The sequence below is a fragment of the Citrobacter sp. CK206 genome, from assembly GCF_030333125.1.
Taxonomy (GTDB): Bacteria; Pseudomonadota; Gammaproteobacteria; order Enterobacterales; family Enterobacteriaceae; genus Citrobacter_B; species Citrobacter_B koseri.
In genome coordinates this window covers 1-20,924 of record NZ_JAOWGM010000026.1, presented here as the reverse complement: position 1 = coordinate 20,924, position 20,924 = coordinate 1, and the positions used below count along the sequence as shown (strand labels likewise).

At 53.4% G+C, this 20,924-nt stretch carries 21 protein-coding genes and 3 pseudogenes; 23 read left to right on the top strand and 1 reads right to left on the bottom strand.

The genetic code is table 11. From position 1 onward, the window contains the following. The first annotated feature begins 275 nt into the window (after positions 1-275). From OGX81_RS10200 to OGX81_RS10095, 22 genes and pseudogenes are all read left to right on the top strand, one after another. On the top strand, positions 276-821 hold the full coding sequence (locus tag OGX81_RS10200) for a terminase small subunit (RefSeq protein ID WP_058667666.1): 546 nt from the start codon (positions 276-278) through the stop codon (positions 819-821). Further along, complete coding sequence (locus OGX81_RS10195) at positions 796-2,718, top strand: phage terminase large subunit family protein (protein WP_286487546.1); 1,923 nt, start codon at positions 796-798, stop codon at positions 2,716-2,718. The genes OGX81_RS10200 and OGX81_RS10195 overlap by 26 nt, the downstream gene beginning before the upstream one ends. Beyond that, the gene (locus OGX81_RS10190; RefSeq protein WP_058667664.1) at positions 2,718-2,924 is read left to right on the top strand and encodes a phage head-tail joining protein; all 207 of its coding nucleotides are present in this window, start codon (positions 2,718-2,720) and stop codon (positions 2,922-2,924) included. Before OGX81_RS10195 ends, OGX81_RS10190 begins: the two co-directional genes overlap by 1 nt. After that, positions 2,921-4,513: a phage portal protein gene (locus OGX81_RS10185; protein ID WP_058667662.1), complete on the top strand. Its 1,593-nt coding sequence runs from the start codon at positions 2,921-2,923 to the stop codon at positions 4,511-4,513. Before OGX81_RS10190 ends, OGX81_RS10185 begins: the two co-directional genes overlap by 4 nt. After that, the gene (locus tag OGX81_RS10180) at positions 4,494-5,822 is read left to right on the top strand and encodes a S49 family peptidase (protein ID WP_286487545.1); all 1,329 of its coding nucleotides are present in this window, start codon (positions 4,494-4,496) and stop codon (positions 5,820-5,822) included. Before OGX81_RS10185 ends, OGX81_RS10180 begins: the two co-directional genes overlap by 20 nt. Before the next feature lie 9 nt (positions 5,823-5,831). Further along, positions 5,832-6,164 (top strand): head decoration protein, encoded by a 333-nt coding sequence (locus OGX81_RS10175; RefSeq protein ID WP_275055783.1) that lies wholly within the window; start codon positions 5,832-5,834, stop codon positions 6,162-6,164. A gap of 67 nt (positions 6,165-6,231) precedes the next feature. Then, a complete protein-coding gene (locus tag OGX81_RS10170; RefSeq protein ID WP_058667657.1) occupies positions 6,232-7,257 on the top strand; it encodes a major capsid protein in 1,026 nt (341 codons plus the stop codon). Between the two features lie 42 nt (positions 7,258-7,299). Continuing rightward, entirely contained in the window at positions 7,300-7,692 is a 393-nt protein-coding gene (gene gpFI, locus OGX81_RS10165) for a DNA-packaging protein FI (protein ID WP_275055784.1), read from the top strand. A 10-nt stretch (positions 7,693-7,702) separates the two neighbouring features. Further along, positions 7,703-8,056: a head-tail joining protein gene (locus OGX81_RS10160; RefSeq protein WP_275055785.1), complete on the top strand. Its 354-nt coding sequence runs from the start codon at positions 7,703-7,705 to the stop codon at positions 8,054-8,056. A gap of 12 nt (positions 8,057-8,068) precedes the next feature. Then, positions 8,069-8,623, top strand: a complete 555-nt coding sequence (locus OGX81_RS10155) for a phage tail protein (protein ID WP_275055786.1) — start codon at positions 8,069-8,071, stop codon at positions 8,621-8,623. Then, positions 8,620-9,018, top strand: coding sequence for a phage minor tail U family protein (locus tag OGX81_RS10150; RefSeq protein WP_275055787.1), 399 nt, complete (start codon positions 8,620-8,622; stop codon positions 9,016-9,018). The genes OGX81_RS10155 and OGX81_RS10150 overlap by 4 nt, the downstream gene beginning before the upstream one ends. Positions 9,019-9,025: 7 nt before the next feature. Further along, on the top strand, positions 9,026-9,763 hold the full coding sequence (locus OGX81_RS10145) for a phage tail protein (protein WP_275055788.1): 738 nt from the start codon (positions 9,026-9,028) through the stop codon (positions 9,761-9,763). A 36-nt stretch (positions 9,764-9,799) separates the two neighbouring features. After that, on the top strand, positions 9,800-10,213 hold the full coding sequence (gene gpG / locus OGX81_RS10140; protein ID WP_275055789.1) for a phage tail assembly chaperone G: 414 nt from the start codon (positions 9,800-9,802) through the stop codon (positions 10,211-10,213). 8 nt (positions 10,214-10,221) lie between these two features. Beyond that, positions 10,222-10,536 (top strand): annotated as a pseudogene (locus OGX81_RS10135) (phage tail assembly protein T); the annotation flags it as partial. Continuing rightward, a pseudogene (locus OGX81_RS10130) lies at positions 10,520-13,078 on the top strand (phage tail tape measure protein). The pseudogenes OGX81_RS10135 and OGX81_RS10130, both read left to right, overlap by 17 nt. 2 nt (positions 13,079-13,080) lie before the next feature. Next, the gene (locus OGX81_RS10125) at positions 13,081-13,419 is read left to right on the top strand and encodes a phage tail protein (RefSeq protein WP_219936296.1); all 339 of its coding nucleotides are present in this window, start codon (positions 13,081-13,083) and stop codon (positions 13,417-13,419) included. A 55-nt stretch (positions 13,420-13,474) separates the two neighbouring features. After that, positions 13,475-14,212 carry a phage minor tail protein L gene (locus OGX81_RS10120; RefSeq protein ID WP_275055791.1) on the top strand — a complete coding sequence of 246 codons (738 nt, stop codon included), beginning with the start codon at positions 13,475-13,477 and terminating at the stop codon, positions 14,210-14,212. A gap of 2 nt (positions 14,213-14,214) precedes the next feature. Further along, positions 14,215-14,949 carry a C40 family peptidase gene (locus OGX81_RS10115; protein ID WP_275055888.1) on the top strand — a complete coding sequence of 245 codons (735 nt, stop codon included), beginning with the start codon at positions 14,215-14,217 and terminating at the stop codon, positions 14,947-14,949. Continuing rightward, entirely contained in the window at positions 14,927-15,544 is a 618-nt protein-coding gene (locus OGX81_RS10110; RefSeq protein ID WP_275055792.1) for a tail assembly protein, read from the top strand. Before OGX81_RS10115 ends, OGX81_RS10110 begins: the two co-directional genes overlap by 23 nt. Positions 15,545-15,598: 54 nt before the next feature. After that, positions 15,599-19,081, top strand: a complete 3,483-nt coding sequence (locus OGX81_RS10105) for a TipJ family phage tail tip protein (protein WP_286487544.1) — start codon at positions 15,599-15,601, stop codon at positions 19,079-19,081. Next, positions 19,081-19,395: a hypothetical protein gene (locus OGX81_RS10100; protein WP_286487543.1), complete on the top strand. Its 315-nt coding sequence runs from the start codon at positions 19,081-19,083 to the stop codon at positions 19,393-19,395. Before OGX81_RS10105 ends, OGX81_RS10100 begins: the two co-directional genes overlap by 1 nt. After that, positions 19,395-20,090, top strand: a complete 696-nt coding sequence (locus OGX81_RS10095) for a DUF6453 family protein (RefSeq protein WP_286487542.1) — start codon at positions 19,395-19,397, stop codon at positions 20,088-20,090. The genes OGX81_RS10100 and OGX81_RS10095 overlap by 1 nt, the downstream gene beginning before the upstream one ends. Here OGX81_RS10095 and cor read toward each other — a convergent pair. Next, positions 20,087-20,323, bottom strand: a complete 237-nt coding sequence (gene cor / locus OGX81_RS10090; protein WP_219936288.1) for a phage exclusion lipoprotein Cor — start codon at positions 20,321-20,323, stop codon at positions 20,087-20,089. The genes OGX81_RS10095 and cor overlap by 4 nt on opposite strands. Positions 20,324-20,440: 117 nt before the next feature. On the opposite strand from cor, the pseudogene OGX81_RS10085 reads away from it, so the two are divergent. Beyond that, positions 20,441-20,924 (top strand): annotated as a pseudogene (locus OGX81_RS10085) (phage tail fiber protein); the annotation flags it as partial.

Genomic DNA, 20,924 nt, shown 5'->3' with positions numbered 1-20,924 from the left:
AGGTCGCTCAGGCGGCCTTTTTTATGTCTTACAATTGATAATCACTATCATTTGATGGGTCCTTTCCGGCGATCCGGCCTGTTACGGGGCGGCGTCCGCGCAGATTCTCGCTATTTATGAAAATTTTCGGGTTTTTGCCGTTTCCGTTCTTCTTCTCGCTAATTCATTGTTTTAACTGAAAACACCCCCTTAAAAGAAAGGAAGCGGTAGCCCCGGTTAATGGGGGATCAGCCTGCGGGTGTTTCCTTTCTCTGTTTTTGCGCACGGAGTGAGCTATGGAGGTCAGCAAAAAGCAGCTTTCTGAGATTTTTGGTGTCAGCGTGCGCACCATCCAGAACTGGCAGGATCAGGGGATGCCGGTTGCGCGTGGCGGCGGAAAGGGTAATGAAGTTTTGTACGATTCTGCCGCGGCTATCGAGTGGTATTCCGAGCGCGACGCGGCCATTGAGAATGAAAAATTACGGAAGGAGGTGGAGGAGCTGCGCATTGCATCAGAATCCGATCTCCAGCCCGGCACGATTGAATACGAGCGTCACCGGCTTACCCGGGCACAGGCTGACGCCCAAGAACTGAAAAATGCTAAAGAGTCCGCTGAAGTGGTGGAGACCGCATTCTGCACGTTCGTGCTGTCGCGGATAGCCGGGGAAATAGCCAGTATTCTCGATGGGATTCCTCTGTCGGTTCAGCGGCGTTTCCCGGAGCTGGAAAACCGACACATTGATTTCCTTAAGAAGGATGTCATCAAAGCCATGAACAAAGCAGCTGCGCTGGATGAAATAATACCGGGGTTGCTGAGTGAATATATCGAACAGTCAGGTTAAGGGGCTGCAGCACTCTGCGCGCGCGGGGCTTCGCTCGCTGTACCGGCCGGAGCCGCAGACAGCGGTTGAGTGGGCAGATAATCATTATTATCTTCCTAAAGAGTCTGCCTACCAGGAAGGACGCTGGCAAACGTTGCCCTTCCAGCGCGCGATAATGAATGCGATGGGAAACGACTATATCCGCGAGGTGAACGTCGTTAAATCCGCCCGTGTCGGCTATTCGAAAATGTTGCTCGGTGTCTATGCATACTTCATTGAGCATAAGCAGCGAAACTCCCTTATCTGGCTGCCAACTGACGGCGATGCTGAGAACTTCATGAAGTCTCACGTCGAGCCAACGATTCGCGATATTCCTTCATTACTGGCGCTGGCGCCGTGGTATGGCAAGAAGCATCGGGATAACACCCTCAGCATGAAGCGCTTTTCTAACGGACGCGGGTTCTGGTGCCTGGGGGGGAAAGCGGCTAAAAACTACCGTGAAAAATCGGTGGATGTTGCCGGTTATGACGAGCTGGCGGCGTTTGATGAGGATATTGAGAAAGAGGGGTCACCAACATTCCTCGGTGATAAACGTATCGAAGGTTCCGTCTGGCCCAAATCAATACGTGGCTCCACGCCAAAAGTAAAAGGGACCTGCCAGATCGAGCGCGCGGCCAAAGAGTCCGAGCATTTCATGCGTTTTCATGTTGCCTGTCCGCATTGTGGTGAGGAGCAATATCTTAAATTTGGCGATAAGGAAACACCTTTCGGGTTCAAGTGGACGCCGGGTGAACCTTCCAGCGTATTTTATCTCTGCGAGCATAACGGCTGCGTTATCAGACAACAGGAACTGGATTTCACCGATGCCCGGTACATCTGCGATACGACGGGGATCTGGACGCGTGATGGTTTGTCCTGGTTTTCATCAACCGGCACCGAAATCGACCCGCCGGACAGCGTGACGTTTCATATCTGGACCGCCTACAGCCCGTTCACCACATGGGTGCAGATCGTCAAGGACTGGATCAAAACGAAAGGGGATACCGGAAAGCGTAAAACCTTCGTGAACACTACGCTGGGAGAAACATGGGAGCCGAAAATCGGTGAACGGCCTGATGCCGATGTGATGGCTGAGCGCAAGGAACACTTTGATGCTTCAGTGCCGGAGCGGGTTGCTTATCTGACCGCCGGGATTGACTCCCAGCTTGACCGCTACGAAATGCGCGTCTGGGGATGGGGACCGGGTGAAGAGAGCTGGCTTATCGACAGACAAATCATCATGGGCCGCCATGATGATGAGGCGACGCTTCTCAGGGTGGATGAGGCAATCAACAAGACCTATACCCGGCGGAACGGCGTTGAAATGTCGATTTCCCGTATCTGCTGGGACATTGGTGGCATTGATCCCACGATTGTCTATAAACGCTCGAAAAAGCATGGTCTGTTCCGTGTGATCCCGATTAAAGGTGCTTCGGTTTACGGCAAGCCGGTGGCGAATATGCCGCGCAAGCGCAACAAGAACGGTGTGTATCTGACGGAAGTGGGTACTGATACCGCGAAAGAGCAGATTTACAACCGTTTCACACTGGTTGCAGAAGGCGATGACCCGTTACCTGGTGCAGTCCACTTTCCCAATAACCCGGAGATTTACGATCTGAGTGAGGCGCAGCAGCTGACCGCCGAAGAACAGGTCGAAAAATGGGTGGATGGCCGCAGGAAAATTGTCTGGGACAGCAAAAAACGCCGTAATGAGGCGCTGGATTGCTTTGTTTATGCACTTGCGGCACTGCGGATAAGTATCTCGCGCTGGCAGCTCAATCTTGATTCTCTTCTTGCCAGCCTGCTGGAGGAAGAGGACTCCCGTAAAAATAACAAAACCCTGGCGGATTACGCCCGGGCACTAGCCGGAGAAGAATAATGGCGACACAGGCCGAACTGGATGCCGCCCGCGCTGCGTTGCATGACCTTATGACAGGTAAGCGGGTGGCGACGGTGCAGAAAGACGGTCGCAGGGTGGAGTTTACGGCCACCTCTGTCAGCGACCTGAAAAAATATATTGCCGAGCTTGAATCACAGGTCGGCACCATTCAACGGCGCCGGGGACCGGCAGGGTTTTACGTATGAAAACACCAGCTTTATTAGGGCCGGATGGCAAAACCGCGCTGCGGGAATATGCCGGATATCACGGCGGTGCTGGTGGCTTTGGCGGCCAGTTGCGCGCCTGGAATCCCCCCAGCGAAAGTGCAGATGCTGCTCTGCTGCCTAACTTTTCCCGCGGAAATGCGCGCGCCGATGATCTGGTGAGAAACAATGGCTATGCGGCAAACGCCATCCAGCTTCACCAGGATCATATTGTCGGCTCGTTTTTCCGTCTGAGTCACCGACCGAGCTGGCGTTTCCTGGGGATTGGTGAAGCAGAGGCCCGCGCGTTCTCCCGTGAGGTGGAAGCCGCATGGAAAGAGTTCGCGGAAGACGACTGCTGTTGTATTGATGTGGAGCGTAAGCGCACGTTTACCATGATGATCAGGGAAGGCGTGGCGATGCATGCGTTTAACGGAGAGTTGTGCGCGCAGGCAACATGGGACAGTAGCGCATCGCGGCTTTTCCGCACCCAGTTCAAGATGGTCAGCCCGAAGCGCATCAGCAACCCGAATAATGCTGGCGATTCCCGTAACTGCCGCGCTGGCGTGAAGACAGATAACGGTGGTGCGGCACTGGGATACTACGTCAGTGAGGACGGTTATCCTGGCTGGATGCCGCAAAAGTGGACCTATATACCGCGTGAACTGCCCGGCGGTCGCCCCTCGTTTATTCACGTTTTTGAACCGATGGAGGACGGGCAGACCCGCGGCGCCAACGTGTTTTACAGCGTAATGGAGCAGATGAAAATGCTCGATACGCTACAGAACACACAATTGCAGAGTGCGATCGTCAAAGCCATGTATGCGGCTACCATTGAGAGCGAGCTGGATACGCAGACTGCGATGGACTTTATTCTCGGTTCGGACAACCAGGATCAGCAGAACAAGCTGACCGGCTGGATTGGGGAAATAGCCTCGTATTATTCTGCGGCGCCGGTGCGTCTCGGCGGCTCAAGGGTTCCGCATCTGATGCCCGGTGATTCGCTGAACCTCCAGTCAGCGCAGGACACAGATAACGGTTACTCGACGTTCGAACAGTCGTTGTTGCGCTATATAGCAGCAGGGCTTGGTGTGTCGTATGAGCAGCTTTCGCGCAACTATTCCCAGATGAGTTACTCCACTGCGCGGGCCAGCGCCAACGAATCGTGGGCCTTTTTCATGGGCCGCCGTAAATTTGTGGCTTCCCGCCAGGCCTGCCAGATGTTTATTTGCTGGCTGGAAGAAGCGATTGTCCGGCGGGTTGTGACGCTCCCGTCCCGGGCGCGGTTCAGTTTCCAGGAAGCCAGAAGCGCATGGGGGAACTGTGACTGGATCGGCTCCGGCCGGATGGCGATTGACGGGCTGAAGGAAGTGCAGGAAGCGGTCATGCTGATTGAGGCTGGCCTGAGCACATACGAAAAAGAGTGTGCGAAACGTGGTGAGGATTACCAGGAAATCTTTGCGCAGCAGGTACGTGAAACAATGGAGCGCCGCGCCGCCGGACTTAAACCGCCTGCATGGGCTGCCGCAGCGTTTGAATCAGGGTTGAGGAAATCGACAGAGGAGGAGAAAGATGACGCCCGAGCTGCGTAATCTCCCGCATATTGCCAGCATGGCTTTTAATGAACCGCTGATGCTTGAGCCCGCCTATGCGCGGGTTTTCTTTTGTGCGCTGGCGGGCCAGCTGGGTATCACCCGGCTGACAGACACCATTTCCGGCGTCAGCCTGGGGGCTGCACAGATGGCCGAACCACTGGCCCTGTTTGGTGATGAAGAACAGGAGCCGCGTCAGGCACGAAGTTACCAGGTAACCAACGGTATCGCTGTTCTTCCGGTATCCGGCACGCTGGTCGGAAAAACCCGTTCCCTGCAGCCGTATTCCGGCATGACCGGGTATAACGGTATTGTGGCCCGCCTGCAGCAGGCCATCAGCGATCCGGGTGTGGACGGTATTCTGCTGGATATGGATACGCCGGGCGGCATGGTGGCAGGGGCATTTGACTGTGCAGATATTATTGCCCGCGCCCGCGAAATCAAGCCTGTCTGGGCGCTGGCGAACGACATGAACTGTAGCGCCGGTCAGCTGATTGCGAGCGCAGCAACACGCAGGCTGGTTACGCAGACCGCCCGCACCGGCTCCATTGGTGTGATGATGGCGCACAGCAACTACGGGACGGCGCTCAAGACACAGGGCGTCGAAGTCACGCTTATTTACAGTGGCGATCACAAGGTTGATGGCAACCCTTACGGGAAACTTCCGCCCGGTGTCCGCGCTGATTTTCAGGCCCGAATTGATGCGACCCGGCAGATGTTTGCCGACAAGGTTGCCCTGTATACGGGCATGTCTGTCCAGGCGGTGCTGGATACCGAAGCTGCCGTATTCTCGGGCCAGGAGTCTATTGAACACGGGCTGGCCGATGAACTTGTCAATAATACCGACGCGCTCAGTGTGATGCGCGATGCACTTGATAAACGCAAAAAAATTACCCTCGGAGGAAATATGGAAGGTACTACTGCATCCGCAGCAACCACTCAACCCGCGGAAGGCGCATCTGCTGAAGCCATCAAGGCAGATAAGGCTCCGGTGACTGTTGCAGCCGCCGCACCGGCATCTGATGTGAGCGAACAGATTTCTGCCGCAATTGCCGCAGAAAACGGGCGCATCATGGGCATTCTCAACTGCGAAGAGGCAACCGGGCGCGAAGCGCAGGCACGCGCACTGGCCGAAACGCCGGGGATGACCGTTGACAGCGCCCGCCGTATTCTCGCCGCGGCACCGCAGAACGCACAGGTTCGCACGGAAACCGAACTTGATCGCCTGATGGAGACTTCCCCGGGCGCACTGGCAGCAGGCACCCCGGCATCTGATTCCGTCAATGACTTGATGAACACACCTGTATAAGAGGCTCTCATGGCTAATACCGAAGAATTCAAACACTACCAGCCACTCGGAAACAGCGACCCGGCACATACGGCCAGCGGGCCTGGTGAACTGACCGAAGCGACTCCGGCAATGACACCGCTGATGCTCGATGCCACTTCCGGCAAACTGACCGTCTGGAACGGAACAAACGCCGGAGAGGCAACGGGCATTCTGGCAATTTCTGCCGATCAGAGCAGTGCAGAATTGACTTTCTATAAAACCGGCACCTTCCGTTATGAAGATGTGCTCTGGCCAGAAGATGTCACTGATGAAAGCAAAAAACGTAATGCTTTCGCAGGCACGGCGATCAGCATTGTTTAACTCTTAACCTGACGGTTACCACTATCACAAAGGTCGCACATGCGGCCTTTTTTAACGGGAAAAATCTATGTCAATGTATACCACTGCCCAGTTGCTGGCGGTCAACGAGAAGAAATTCAAATTCGACCCGCTGTTCCTGCGTCTCTTTTTCCGCGAAAGTTACCCGTTCACCACTGAAAAGGTGTATCTCTCGCAGATCCCCGGCCTGGTGAATATGGCGCTGTATGTCTCCCCCGTCGTGGCCGGACAGGTCATCCGTACCCGCGGCGGTTCAACCTCTGAATTTACGCCGGGCTACGTGAAGCCGAAGCATGAAGTTAACCCGCAGATGACCCTGCGCCGCCTGCCTGATGAAGATCCGCAGAATCTTGCAGATCCTGACTACCGTCGCCGCCGTATCATTCTGCAGAACATGAAGGATGAAGAGCTGGCAATCGCGCAGGTCGAAGAAAAGCAGGCCGTTGCGGCGGTGCTTGGCGGGAAGTACACCATGACCGGCGAGGCGTTTGAGCCTGTCGAGGTGGACATGGGACGCAGTGCCGGAAACAACATCATTCAGGCGGGGGCCGCAGCATGGTCTTCCCGCGACAAGGAGACGTATGACCCGACTGACGATATTGAGTCGTACGCACTTAATGCCAGCGGTGCGGTAAATATCATCGTGTTCGATCCAAAAGGGTGGGCTCTTTTCCGCTCCTTTAAGGCGGTAAAAGAGAAACTGGATACCCGCCGCGGTTCTAACTCTGAACTGGAAACCGCTCTGAAAGATCTGGGTAAAGCCGTTTCGTATAAAGGGATGTATGGCGATGTGGCGATCGTTGTTTACTCCGGCCAGTTCGTTGAAGACGACGCCAAAAAGAACTACCTGCCAGATCTGACGATGGTGCTGGGCAATACACAGGCCCGCGGTCTGCGTACTTACGGCTGCATTCAGGATGTCGATGCCCAGCGAGAGGGGATTAACGCATCTGCCCGTTATCCAAAAAACTGGGTACAGACGGGCGACCCGGCGCGTGAGTTCACCATGATCCAGTCCGCCCCGCTGATGCTGCTGGCGGACCCGGATGAATTCGTGTCGGTACAACTGGCGTAATAACGGCCCTTCGGGGCCGTTTCCATTTATAAGGAAAACTCCATGACGAAAGACGAACTGATTGCGCGCCTGAAAATGCTGGGCGCTCAGCTTAATCGTGAGGTCAGCCTGGCAGGGTCGAAAGAAGATCTGGCATTACGGGTTGCGGAACTGGAAGAAGAGCTGGATGACGACGGCATCACCGTGGACGAAGACGGCGGTTCTGATACGGCTGAGGCTCCGTTGGCTGAAACGGAACAGTCCAGCGGCAGCCAGGGATTCGAAACGGGCGGGCTGGTGGCGGTGAAAACGCTGGCGACATTGCACATTGAAGCGCTGGACGCGGTGAAAGATGTGCCAGTGGGAATTGTTAAACCCGGCGTTGTTATTCGAGTGACAGCAGAAGAAGCCCGGGTACTGAGTGCATCGAAGCTGGTTGCTCTGACTTTCTCTTAGCGGAGTCGCTATGTCTGATTTCGACAATATCTTTGATGCTGCGATCTCCGGCGTCGATAACACCATCCTCGATGTGATGGGAACTGAAGCCAGTATCACTTCCGGCATCATGGCGGGGAGCAAGATTACAGGCGTTTTCGACGATCCTGAAAATATTGGTTACGCCGGGGCGGGAGTGCGCGTGGAAGGGACTTCACCATCGCTCTTTGTCAAATCAGCGTCTATCCGTCAGTTGCGTCGTATGGACACGCTGACCATCAACAGCGAAGCGTTCTGGGTTGATCGCATCAGCCAAGATGACTGCGGAAGTTGTTATGTCTGGCTGGGGCGGGGTTCACCTCCGGCAGCTAACCGGCGGCGTTAAAAGGAGGCGCAAATGTCCATAAAAGGTCTTGAGCAGGCTATTGCCAACCTGAACAGCATCAGTAAGACCGCTGTTCCGCGCGCATCGTCACAGGCGGTAAACAGAGTGGCAAATCGGGCAATCAGCCGCAGTGTCTCGGTCGTGTCGAAAGAAACGCGGGTTCCCCGCAAGCTGGTTAAAGGGCGCGCCCGACTGCGCAGGGCAACGGTGAAAAAGCCACGAGCCCTTATTCGCGTTAACCGGGGTAATCTTCCAGCCATCAAACTTGGTGTTGCCAGCGTTCGTTTATCACGGCGTAAACGGGACAAAAAAGGGGCAAACAGTGTGCTCCGGGTCGGCCCTTTCCGTTTTCCCGGTGCATTCATTCAGCAGCTTAAAAACGGGCGCTGGCATGTTATGCGCAGGACGGCGAAACCGCGCTATCCGATTGAAGTTGTCAGTATCCCGCTGGCGGCCCCCCTGACAACCACGTTTAAAAATGAGCTTCCGAAGCTTATGGAATCCGATATGCCCAACGAGTTACGGGCATCACTTAAAAACCAACTCAGGTTAATACTGACACGATGAAACACAAGGATATACGCCTTGCGATTATTGAGGCTCTTGAAAACAACCTCGGTGAGGATGCGACCTTTTTTGATGGTCGGCCGGTGGTGTTTGAAGAAGAGGATTTCCCTTCTGTTGCAGTTTATCTCACGGATGCCGTATGTACCGGGGAAGAGCTGGATACCGATACCTGGCAGGCCACGCTCCATATCGAAGTCTTTCTTCCGGCTCAGGTTCCTGACTCAGAGCTTGATGAATGGATGGAGTCCCGGATCTATCCGGTAATGGCGGACATACCTGCACTCGGTGATTTGATTACCGTCATGGCAACGGAAGGGTATGGCTACCAGCGGGACGACGATCTGGGGCTGTGGAGTTCCGCCGACCTGAAACATTCCATTACTTACGAAATGTGAGGATATTATGCCAACACCAAACCCTCTGGAACCTGTAAAAGGTGCCGGAACCACGCTCTGGCTTTATACCGGAACAGGCGATCCGTTCGGGAACCCTGCGTCAGATGTGGACTGGACGCGCCTGGCAAAAATCAAGGATTTGACGCCAGGCGAAATGACGGCTGAGTCGTACGATGATACCTATCTCGACGATGAAGACGCCGACTGGAGCGCGACGGCGCAGGGCGAAAAGACTGCGGGTGATACCTCTTTCACACTGGCGTGGAAACCGGGTGAAGAAGGGCAGAAAGACCTGGTCTCCTGGTTCAATAATGGCGCTGTTCGTGCCTACAAGATCAAGTTTCCGAATGGCACAGTGGATGTGTTTAAAGGCTGGTGCAGTAGCCTCGGCAAGGCCATTCCGGCGAAAGAAGTGATCACCAGAACGGCGAAGATCACGAATACCGGGAAACCGAATCTGGCGGAAGAGGACAATACGCCGCCGATTGCGGTTACGGGTGTCACCCTAGATAAAACAACGGATACCGTTGCGGTCAGCGATACCACAGTACTGACTGTCGCCGTGGTGCCTGCCAGCGCCTCGGACAAATCCTTCCGTGTTTCCACGTCCGATCCTGCTGTCGCAACGGTCACCGTCAGCGGCAACACGATTACCGTAACTGGCGTGGCCGCAGGTAGCTGCCAGATTATCGTCATGACCAATGATGGTCTTTTTGTCGCTGTCTGCGAAATCACTGTTTCGTGATAACCGGGGCTAAGGCCCCGCCTTCCGGAGTAAATCATGTTTTTAAAATCCGAGTTGTACGAGCGTAACGGTAAAAGCGTCACGCTCTTCGAATTGTCCGCACTACAGCGTATTGAACACCTCGAACACCTGAAAAAAATCGAAGCAATTGAAGAGGGAGATATTCAGGCCGCGATGACCACCACTGTTCGTGAGGGTGCGTTCATTGTGGCTATGTCGCTGTGGCATGGCCACGTCCTGAAAGGGACGCTGCCGGAGGGGGCCGTGCGGGAAGTCGAACAGATTCAGGAGGAGGTGCTTGCCACATGGCCGCTTGAAGCCGTTGCAGAAGCGGAATTCCGTATCAGGCTCCTGTCCGGCATGCTGCCACCTCCTGATGAAACAGGCGATCCTGATGCAGGCGAAGAACCCGGCCCGGTCACGGCGGAAAAGCCCTCGCCAGCGAGCTGACATTTGTCATGAAGCTGGCGCGTGAGTTCGGTCGCCCCGACTGGCGCACCATGCTCGCTGGCATGTCCTCAACGGAATATGGCGACTGGCATATTTTCTACCGGGACAATTTTTTTCATGACGTACAGCTTGACGCCCATTTCTCGGGGTTGCTCTACACCATTTCATCATTATTTTCCCTTAATCCGGATTTGACTCCTGACAGCTTCAGCATACTGACACCGGCTCCCGGCGATTTGCCGGTGGAAGAGCCGGATGATGACATGCTGATGGCGAAGGCGTCAGGAATGTCAGGAGGCGTTCGCTATGGCCCAGACGGCAGTGGGGGATCTGGTTGTTAATCTTGACGTTAACTCGTCAAAATTTAACGAGCAGATCACTCATATTAACCGGTAGTTTAAACGAACAGGTGATGCGGCTAATGATACGGAGTTACGTATCCGGCAGGCGTTCTCACGTCAGGAAATTGCGGCAAAAAAAGCTGGCCTTTCTGTGGGGCAGTACTCGAATGCGATGCGTATGCTGCCTGCACAGTTTACGGATGTCGCGACGCAGCTGGCGGGTGGGCAGAGTCCGTGGCTTATCCTTCTGCAACAGGGCGGGCAGGTTAAGGACTCATTTGGCGGGATTATTCCCACGTTCCGTGCGTTGCTGGGGTCCGTATCGCCTTTGATGGTTGGTGTCGGCGCGCTGTCCGCTGCTACCGGCGCACTTTTTTACGCGTGGTATCAGGGATCGTCCACACTTTCAGATTTCAATAAAACACTTGTTCTTTCCGGTAATTCGGCAGGGCTTACCGCTGACCGGATGCTGGTGCTGGCAAGGAACGGACAGAGCGCCGGGCTGACGTTTAACCAGACGAACGAGGCGCTGACGGAACTGATCAACGCAGGAGTGCGCGCCGGGGCGAATTTCGATGATATGAGTCAGTCCGTTGCCCGGTTTACCCAGGCGTCTGGCGTTCCTGTTGATAAAGTGGCGGCGGCATTCGGCAAGCTGACAAGTGACCCGACGTCCGGCCTCATCGCGATGGCGCAGCAGTTCCACAACGTTACAGCAGAGCAGATTGCGTATGTCGCGCAGTTGCAGCGCGCCGGGGATGAAGCCGCTGCGTTACAGGCGGCAAACGATGCAGCAACAAACGGGTTCAATGAGCAGACAAAATCCCTGCGCGACAATATGGGGACAATTGAGTCGGCTGCCGATTCACTTAAGCGTGCTTTTAAATCGATGTGGGACGCGGCACTGGATATCGGGCGCCCGGATACCGCACAGGAGATGGTCCGTAAGGCAGAGGCTGCGTTTAAACGCGCGGATGAGATCTGGAATCTGCGAAAAAATGACGGCTACGTTAATGATGAGGCGCGCGCCCGGTACTGGACTGACAGGGAGACAGCCCGGCTGGCGCTGGACATGGCGCAACAGCAGGCGGGCATTGCAAAAGCGAATGAGGAAAATGCTTCCCGTGAAGCTGCCGCGGAATCTGATCGGCAGAAATACGCCGCGCAGGCGCAGTCAAATTACGCCAGAACGCAGTCCGCGCTTGAGAAGTACACGGCCAGGCAAAACGAGCTTAATAAGGCGCTGAAAGAAGGGCGTATCCTCCAGGCTGACTACAACATCAATATGTCAGCCGCGAAAAAGGAGTACGAAGACTCCCTGAAAAAACCGCCAAAAACACCGGCGGTCAGAACACAGTCCGGAGTGAGGGCAACTGATACAGGCAATGCCCTGACGCTTGAGTTGCAGTCGCAACTGAAGACCCTTCAGGATCACAAAGGCATAAATGACACAATCAGCCAGCAGCGGCAGGATCTCTGGAAGCAACAGTCACGTTTTTCAGTGCTTGAGGAAGCATCCCGTCAACGCGCCCTCACTGCTGAGGAAAAATCCCTGCTCGCAAGCAAAGATGAAGTGCTGGCCCGTGCAGAAATTAACGCACGGCTTGGCGATCAGATTGTTGCACAGCAGCGCCTTAATACTCTTGCAGATCAGGCTGAAAAATTTTCTCAGCAACAGGCGGCACGGCAGGCAGGGATCGCCGCTCAGTCTCAGGGGCTCTCTGCACGTCAGGCTGAACGTGAGGTGGCGTTACAAAAACTGCGGGAGGCATACGGTACAAATCCGCAGGCTCTGCAGCAGGTGCTTACGGCGCAACAGGTCACTTATGATGCTGAAGATGCCCTGCGTTCAGACTGGCTTGCCGGGGCCAGGCAAGGCTGGGCTGAGTATCAGGATGCGGCCACGAACGTATTTTCTTCAGTGCAGCAGATATCTCAGTCCACCTTTGGCGGGCTTGCGAATCAGCTGACACAATGGCAGACCTCCGGGAAAGCAAGCATGAAAGAATTCACGTCATCGACGCTGAAAATGATTGCATCAGTCATTAATCAACTGATGGTGGCTTATGTCATTCAGAGTGCTATGGGCTGGGTTGGTGGTGGAACAAAAGCCCCCGCGTCAGGGCAGTCGTTCGCCGTACCTTCCTATCGTCCCGCGACTTTTGATGGCGGCGGCTTTACCGGGCATGGCGGTAAATATGATCCCGCTGGCATTGTGCATCGCGGGGAATTCGTCTTCACCAAAGAGTCTACCAGTCGCATTGGTGTCGCCAACCTTTATCGTTTTATGCGTGGGTATGCCACAGGCGGGCTCGTTGGTTCCGGTAATGTGCCGGTTCCTGCACCGGGTGGTATCAGCGTTTATGCCCCGGTCAGCATCAGTCAGCAGAACGCTGGTGGAGAAGTCAGCCAGGCCAGTACCGCCGGAACGGCACGCCAGCTTCAGGGGATTGTCCAGCAGGCTATCACTGATCGCCTGAAAAAGGAGATTAGTCCGGGTGGATTACTTTACTCCAGGGGGTAACGGTGACAGATACGTTTAACTGGCGTACGCGCAAAACGGCTCAGGGGACTGAAAATGTCCGTACGCTTCAGGCTCAGTTCGGCGACGGATATAAACAGATCGCCGGAATGGGGATCAATGATAAGTCCGAAACATGGAATCTTGACTGGACGGGTACGCGAAGTGATGCCGCGGTGCTACGTGCGTTTCTTATGTCCCATGTCACAACGTCTTTCTGGTGGACAAATCCCTGGGGGGAGAAAAAGCTCTACCGGGTGAAAGCTGATTCATTCAGTGTTTCGTTCCCTTCCGGGAAAAAAGCGACAGTGGCATTCACTTTCGAGCAGGCGTTTGCACCTTAATTTCTCCGTCTCCGGTTAACAGCTGCCTCAGGGCAGCTTTTTTTGTGGTGAATTTATGAGCTTTACCAGTGATATACAACAGCTTGAGCCCGGAAGTCTCATACAGCTTATTGAGATTGACGGTACTGATTTTGGTATGGATGAAATCCTTCGTTTTCATGCTCACAATATCCAGGAAGAGGGCTGGGCGTCGTTCGCTGCTGATAATCTTCCTGCCATCATCTGGCAGGGTAAGCAATATGACCCGTATCCGTATGAGCTTAAAGGTATGGAGCTTTCGAGTACGGGATCGCAGCCGACACCCACGCTTTCAGTCGGCAACGTCGGCAACTATGTGACAGCACTGTGTCTTGAGTATGACGACATGGTTAAGGCGAAAGTGAAGATCCACACCACGCTGGCAAAATACCTTGATGCGGCTAACTGGGTTAGCGGCAACCCGAATGCGAGCCCGGCTGACGAGCGGGTACAGCTTTTCTATGTGAATGCGAAAACGGCCGAAACACGCGTTCAGGTTGATTTTGAACTGTGTTCACCTTTCGACATTCAGAGCCTTCAGCTACCCACCAGGCAGATCACTCCGGTCTGCACCTGGTGTCTTCGTGGCTGGTATCGCAGCGGGACTGGTTGTGACTACAACGGGACGAAGTATTTTACCAAAGATGGTACGCCAACCGACGATCCGTCGAAAGATGTCTGCGGCGGACGGCGGCGGGATTGTCAGGATCGGCATGGTTCCGATGCCCCTTTGCCGTTCGGTGGCTTTCCGGCGGCTAACCTGCAGGGGAAATAATGATGCGTGAAAAACTGATGGATGCCATCCGGCAGCATGTCGCTGCGGAATATCCGAAAGAAGCCTGCGGGGTGATTATTCAGTCTGGTCGTGCGCAGACGTTTATCCCCTGTCGCAATATTGCCGACAACCCGGAAGAAATGTTTACGCTTTCTCCTGAAGACAGAATGGCTGCCGGGGAACTGGGCGACATCATTATGATTGTTCACTCACATCCTGACGTGGTGCAACTGGTGCCGTCAGAAATGGACCGAATTCAGTGTGACTGGTCCGGTATTGAGTGGGGGATCATGTCGTGGCCGGACGGTGATTTTTGCACAATCTCTCCGCGGGAAGAGCGGGATTACGTCGGGCGTCAGTGGGTGCTCGGCTATGCGGACTGCTGGTCGCTTATCCGGGAGTATTATCAGCGTGAGTTTACTCTCTCGCTGGGGGACTACTCGGTGCCGTACGCGTGGTGGGAAGGTGGAAAAGAACACCTGTACGACGATAACTGGCAGCAGGAGGGTTTTGTCGAGGTTGAGCCCCGTAATATGCGACCCGGCGATATTATCATGATGCGCGTTCAGGCGCCGGTCACTAACCACGCTGCGGTATATCTTGGCGACAACATCATTCTCCATCATATGTTCGGGCATCTGTCATCGCGTACGCCATATGGCAAATATTACCGCGACAGAACGGTGCGGGTGGTAAGGCATAAGGAGCTTACGGATGCTGAAAACGCTGATTCTTGACGGCAGGATGGCGAAGAAATTTGGCAAACGGCATCAGTATCACGTCGCTGATCTTCGTGAAATGCTGAGGGCGATGTGTTCACAGGTGCCGGGATTTAAAAAATACGTGTCAGAAGCGCATATGAAGGGGATTCGTTTCGCCTTTTTCAACGGGAAAAGCAATATCGGACTGGAAGAGTTCGATATGACGCGGGGCGGCGATACCTACCGCATCATGCCCATCATTGAGGGGGCAAAAAATGCCGGGGTGCTTCAGATAGTCATCGGTGCCGTAGCGCTGGTTGCTGCTTTTTTTACCGCCGGTGCCAGTCTTGCTGCGTGGGGGGCGGCAATGAGTGCGGGTGCAATAACCGCCACAACGGTACTGACCGGCATTGGCGTTTCAATGATGCTGGGTGGCGTGGTTCAGTTACTCACCCCGCAGCCATCGTTTAATACTGGTGCTTCTTCCAGTACGGATAATAAACCCAACTATGCGTTTGGCGCGCCGGTCAATACGGTGGCTATGGGTTATCCCGTTCCTGTTCTCTACGGGGAGCGCGAAATTGGCGGGGCCATTATCAGCGCCGGTATGTATTCAGGCGATCAACAATAAGTTGACATCTATCAACCTCCGGGCGCTTCTGGCGCCCTTTTTTGTGAGTGAAATATGCGACTCCTTGAAGGTGAAACCATTATCCACGGCGCTAAAGGCGGCGGCGGTAAAGCGCATACGCCAGTAGAGCAACCTGACGATCTGCTGTCGGTGGCAAAACTGAAAATGCTGGTGGCACTGTCAGAAGGTGAAATTCAGGGTGACCTGACTGCCCAGCAGATTTTCCTCAATGACACACCGCTGGCAAATGACAGCGGTGAATACAATTTCAAAGGCGTGAAATGGGAGTACCGTAAAGGCACTCAGGATCAGACCTACATCGCTGGCATGCCGGAAGTGGATAACGAGCTTGCCGTGGGCGTAACGGTCACCACCACTGCGCCGTGGACGAGGCAATTCACTAATCTGTCCCTTGATGCGATCCGCATAAAACTGAGTCTGCCCGTTCAGTATCTGTATAAAGATAATGGCGATATGGTAGGAACAGTCACGGAATACGCTATCGACTTATCAACGGACGGCGCGGCCTGGCAGACGGTCGTGAACGGCAAATTCGATGGTAAAACCACAACAGAATACCAGCGTGATCACCGCATAGACTTACCGGGCGCTGTAACCGGCTGGTCTGTCCGGGTAAGACGTATCACGGCAGATGCCAGCGGCTCTAACTCAAAACTGGTTAATGCCTTTAAAGTCTTTTCTTTTGCAGAGGTGATAGACAGTAAACTTCGCTATCCCAATACAGCGCTGTTATATGTTGAAGTGGACAGCAGCCAGTTTAACGGCAGCGCGCCGAAAGTCACCTGCAGGCCAAAGGGTAAGCTGATTAAGGTGCCGGATAATTATGATCCTGCAACGCGTACCTACTCCGGGTCGTGGTCCGGCGGTTTCAAAATGGCTTATTCAAATAACCCCGCATGGGTTTTCTATGATCTGGTGCTGGATGAAATCTATGGTATGGGTACGCGCGTTGACGCATCCATGGTGGATAAGTGGGAACTGTATTCTATTGCTCAGTATTGCGATGAAAAAGTTTCAGACGGAGCAGGGGGAACAGAGCCACGGTTTACCTGTAACGTGTTCATCCAGAACCAGCAGGATGCTTATCAGGTCCTGCGCGATCTGGCCGCTGTGTTTCGCGGGATCACCTTCTGGGGTAATGAAAAAGTTTACGTTCAGGCTGATGTCCCGCAAACTGATGTTGACTGGGTTTATAACGCCTCCAATGTCATTGATGGCCTGTTCACTTATGCTGGTGGGTCTTATAAGAACCGCTACAGCTCCTGTCTTGTTTCCTGGTCCGATCCGCAGAATCACTACAGCGATACTGTAGAAGGTGTCTACGATTCAGAGCTTGTTGAGCGGTATGATGTGCGGCAGACAACGCTGACCGCAATTGGCTGCACGTCACAGAGCGAAGCACACCGCCGCGGGCGCTGGGTTCTGCTTTCAAACGCGAAGGATGGCACGGTGTCGTTTGGCGTAGGACTCGACGGGTACATTCCGTTGCCTGCGGAAATCATTGGTGTGGCCGACCCGTTCCGCGCCGGTAAGCAAAATGGTGGTCGCATCAGTGCGGTGAATGATCGCCAGGTAACACTTGATCGCGCAATTGACTATGCAGTAAACGATCGGCTGGTTGTTAACCTGCCAGACGGTAAAGCACAGACCCGGACAATCAGTGCCGTGAGCGCGGATAAAAAGACAGTAACGGTTGCCACGGCATTCAGCCAGCCGCCTGCTGCTGGTGCTGTCTGGGCAATTGACAGCGATAACCTGGCTATCCAGTATTTCCGGGTCACATCGATCGCGGCCAATGACGACAGCAACGGTGGTTTCACCATCACTGCCGTACAGCACGACCCCAATAAATACCGTTACATTGACGATGGTGTGCGCATTGAATCGCCGCCGGTTACGGTCACCCCGATTAATGTACTGGAATCCCCGAAAAATATCGTGATTACCGAGAGTGATCATGTGTCTCAGGGGCTGTCTGTTGCAAGCCTGGATGTCTCATGGGGCAAAGTGGATGGCGCCATTCGATACATGGCGCAGTGGCGTAAGGATAATGGGGACTGGATTAATGTTCCGGTCACCAGCGCACAGGGATTCTCCGTTCAGGGCATTTATACGGGCAGTTATGATGTGCGTGTGCGGGCGCTGAACGCGCAGGAAACGTCCTCTCCATGGGGTTATGCTGATACAACATACCTTTCCGGTAAAGCCGGTAAGCCAGGAACACCGACTAACCTGATTGCATCCGATGATGTTGTCTGGAATATCGATCTGACCTGGGCCTTCCCGGACGGGGCCGGGGATACGGCGTACACTGAGTTGCAGCGTTCGACGACCGACGATCTCGCAAATCCAGAGTTGCTCACGCTGGTTCCTTATCCCGCTGCGCGCTATCAGCATGGGCCAATGCCTGCCGGTGTGCGCCAGTGGTATCGTGCGCGTCTTGTCGACCGAATCGGTAACACTGGTGACTGGACGGAATGGGTCATGGGGACATCCTCCATTGATGTCAGCGACATAGCCAATGACATTCTTGAGGACATGAAGGAATCAGACACGTTCAAAGACCTGATCGAGAGTGCCGTGGACAGCAATGAAAAAATTGCTGGCATGGCTGATGACATTCAACAGCAGGCCGATGAACTGGAGCGGCAGGCGACAGAGATTCAGGAGAATGCCGACGGGCTGGCGCAGGCTGCGGTGAAAATCGATGAGATGTCGGTATCTATGGACGGTATTACCGGCGGCGTCAAAAACTCATCCATTGCCGTTATACAGAACAGCATTGCGCAGGTAACAAGCAGACGTTCACAGACAGTGACGAATGTCGGTAACAGCGCCAGCATTGATCGTGTTGACACGACAATTGCCGATGCCAGCCAGGCCGTTGCCCGCGCTTTGACGACACTGGATTCATCTGCCGGGGGTAATGTATCCAATGTGACAGATCTGGCCGAAACGCTGGCGGATTTTTCGCAGGCGTCAGCAACGAAGATCAACTCCCTGACTGTGACAGTTAACGGGCAGACTGCGGCAATTAACCAGACTGCTCAGGCGGTAGCTGATGTAAATGGCAATCTTAGTGCGATGTATAACATTAAAGTTGCTGTTGATTCCAATGGTCGCCAGTACGCAGCGGGAATGGGGATTGGGGTTGAAAACACGCCTTCCGGCATGCAGTCACAGGTACTGTTCCTTGCAGATCGGTTTGCTGTTATGGCGCAGGCCGGTGGCACAGTATCGCTGCCGTTCGTTATCCAGAACGGCCAGACGTTCATCCGGGACACCTTTATTCAGGACGCCACGATCACCCGCGCAAAACTGGCTGAAACAATCAGTTCGGTTAACTACGTTCAGGGGCAGGCTGGCCTGTCAATAAACTTCAGAACCGGGACACTTGAAAACTATGGTTCTACTTCCGGTGAAGGGGCAATGAAGCAAACAAACCAGACGATCAGTGTGAAGGATGCAAATAACGTTCTTCGTGTGCAAATTGGTAGAATTACGGGGGGCTGGTAATGGCTATATACGGTGCTCAAACATGGGACGAACAAGGGGTATCCAATAATAAAGGGATTACTCCATTTAATGCGCAAATGCAGATTGCGCTTTCTGCAAATCAGACAGGGTCATGGACAATACAAAACCCTTACGGCGCACCGGTTGGATTTATATTTATTCCTACCGGAAGCAAAGAGCTTAATACTAATGAGGTGAACAGAAGCATTACAGTAAGTGGCAATACAGTTACCGTATCTTCAACTGGTGAAGCTTATGGGAACTACTCCAGCAGAGCAGGGACACTGTTTATTACATTGTTAGGGGGGGGTTAATGGCATATGGTGCATATTTTTACTCAGGATCGCTTGGATGGGTAACACCAGATATGACACCGATGCACTTTGACAAGAAAATAACAACCACTGTAATGATGGAAAGTGGGGCTATTGGTGCATGGGTTAGCACTGGAATTGCATCTTCTGTTGTTATGATTCCATTCGTACAGGTTGAGGGGGCTAACTCGAATGTAACCATAGAAACTGTCGTAAGAAACGGGGTCTGGCAAATAGAATTTGGTCGGGGATCTGGTACGACTCCGGTAGCAACTTTTACTGCAAGGATTTATATATTTAGGACAGTTGTTCCTCAACCACTTCCAGATTGGGGAATTGCGATTTTTAACTCATCCGGGCAATGTATACTAACGCATGAGACAAACCCACTTCGCATAACAGAAAGCCTGATTTTACAAAAAGGCGCACTTAATGTACCCGCACAAACCAAAACATACCAAAACAAGAGCATGGCTGTTTATCCCAGCTCCACTGGTTATACTGCGGGTACAATTAATTCTGGAGGAAGTGGACCACCGTTAGTAGTTCAGGCATGGAGTGCATATTGTGCTCAGAAAAAGGGTAACGACACACTTATTACTCCTGCATATGTTAAAGGCACATCAGGAGCAATAAATTATTATTTTTCTCCATCAATTATGACTTATGTTATTGACACCTCTTTTTATGATTAAAACTTACAATCTCCAGGGCTTAATTTACTGGCTGGAATGAACTTTCCTCCAAACGGTTCGCCTGCTCTGACGTATGTATTTCCGTTCTCTTTCTTAATTGAATAAACGATGACATTAACATAATTCCCAGCTCCCGTACTGGCTTTTGCAGTGCATAGTGGAGTTGAGGAATTAGAGCATCCTGACGTGAGAAAAATTGATGCTGCGGTGATTACGGATAACAGTTTTTTCATGTCAATTCCTTTTAGTTGTTGTGGTCGGATTGTAACCGATCGAAATCCCAATACTCAAATAAAAAGACCACTAGAAATGGTGGTCTTTTTTTCTGACACCAGAATAAAGAGGGAATTATGATTTATAACGTAGGAACCATTTATGTTAGCGGTAATAACGCCACCGGCACAGGCACGAACTGGACCGCGCCAGCCAGCCAGATTCGCGTGGGTCAGACTATCATTGTGCTGTCTAACCCTGTCCAGATGTTCCAGATTACGACAATTAATAGCGCCACTTCCCTGACGGTTACGCCAGCTGCGTCACCGGCACTCAGTGGGCAGAAATACGGTATTCTGGTATCAGACAATCTGTCTGTTGACGGGCTGGCGCAGAGTATTTCCCAGTTGATTAACGAATATGATGAGAATATCAGCGCATGGGAGGCTTTTGCTTTAACGAGCGCTAACCAGACGATCAATGTCACCATAAATGGCACACCTGTTTCTATTCCTGCCCTGGGTAAACTTGTACAGAAAGGGGGAAACGGTGCAGTTCCTGTTAATCAGGGTGGCACCGGCGCAACCACTGCTGAAGACGCTCGCACAAACCTCGGTTTAG

Bases quoted from the DNA above. Each gene is read 5' to 3' on its own strand.
- OGX81_RS10200 (WP_058667666.1), top strand. From the start codon at position 276: ATGGAGGTCAGCAAAAAGCAGCTTTCTGAGATTTTTGGTGTCAGCGTG.
- OGX81_RS10190 (WP_058667664.1), top strand. From the start codon at position 2,718: ATGGCGACACAGGCCGAACTGGATGCCGCCCGCGCTGCGTTGCATGAC.
- OGX81_RS10185 (WP_058667662.1), top strand. From the start codon at position 2,921: ATGAAAACACCAGCTTTATTAGGGCCGGATGGCAAAACCGCGCTGCGG.
- OGX81_RS10180 (WP_286487545.1), top strand. From the start codon at position 4,494: ATGACGCCCGAGCTGCGTAATCTCCCGCATATTGCCAGCATGGCTTTT.
- OGX81_RS10175 (WP_275055783.1), top strand. From the start codon at position 5,832: ATGGCTAATACCGAAGAATTCAAACACTACCAGCCACTCGGAAACAGC.
- OGX81_RS10170 (WP_058667657.1), top strand. From the start codon at position 6,232: ATGTCAATGTATACCACTGCCCAGTTGCTGGCGGTCAACGAGAAGAAA.
- gpFI (WP_275055784.1), top strand. From the start codon at position 7,300: ATGACGAAAGACGAACTGATTGCGCGCCTGAAAATGCTGGGCGCTCAG.
- OGX81_RS10160 (WP_275055785.1), top strand. From the start codon at position 7,703: ATGTCTGATTTCGACAATATCTTTGATGCTGCGATCTCCGGCGTCGAT.
- OGX81_RS10155 (WP_275055786.1), top strand. From the start codon at position 8,069: ATGTCCATAAAAGGTCTTGAGCAGGCTATTGCCAACCTGAACAGCATC.
- OGX81_RS10150 (WP_275055787.1), top strand. From the start codon at position 8,620: ATGAAACACAAGGATATACGCCTTGCGATTATTGAGGCTCTTGAAAAC.
- OGX81_RS10145 (WP_275055788.1), top strand. From the start codon at position 9,026: ATGCCAACACCAAACCCTCTGGAACCTGTAAAAGGTGCCGGAACCACG.
- gpG (WP_275055789.1), top strand. From the start codon at position 9,800: ATGTTTTTAAAATCCGAGTTGTACGAGCGTAACGGTAAAAGCGTCACG.
- OGX81_RS10120 (WP_275055791.1), top strand. From the start codon at position 13,475: ATGAGCTTTACCAGTGATATACAACAGCTTGAGCCCGGAAGTCTCATA.
- OGX81_RS10115 (WP_275055888.1), top strand. From the start codon at position 14,215: ATGCGTGAAAAACTGATGGATGCCATCCGGCAGCATGTCGCTGCGGAA.
- OGX81_RS10110 (WP_275055792.1), top strand. From the start codon at position 14,927: ATGCTGAAAACGCTGATTCTTGACGGCAGGATGGCGAAGAAATTTGGC.
- OGX81_RS10105 (WP_286487544.1), top strand. From the start codon at position 15,599: ATGCGACTCCTTGAAGGTGAAACCATTATCCACGGCGCTAAAGGCGGC.
- OGX81_RS10100 (WP_286487543.1), top strand. From the start codon at position 19,081: ATGGCTATATACGGTGCTCAAACATGGGACGAACAAGGGGTATCCAAT.
- OGX81_RS10095 (WP_286487542.1), top strand. From the start codon at position 19,395: ATGGCATATGGTGCATATTTTTACTCAGGATCGCTTGGATGGGTAACA.
- cor (WP_219936288.1), bottom strand. From the start codon at position 20,323: ATGAAAAAACTGTTATCCGTAATCACCGCAGCATCAATTTTTCTCACG.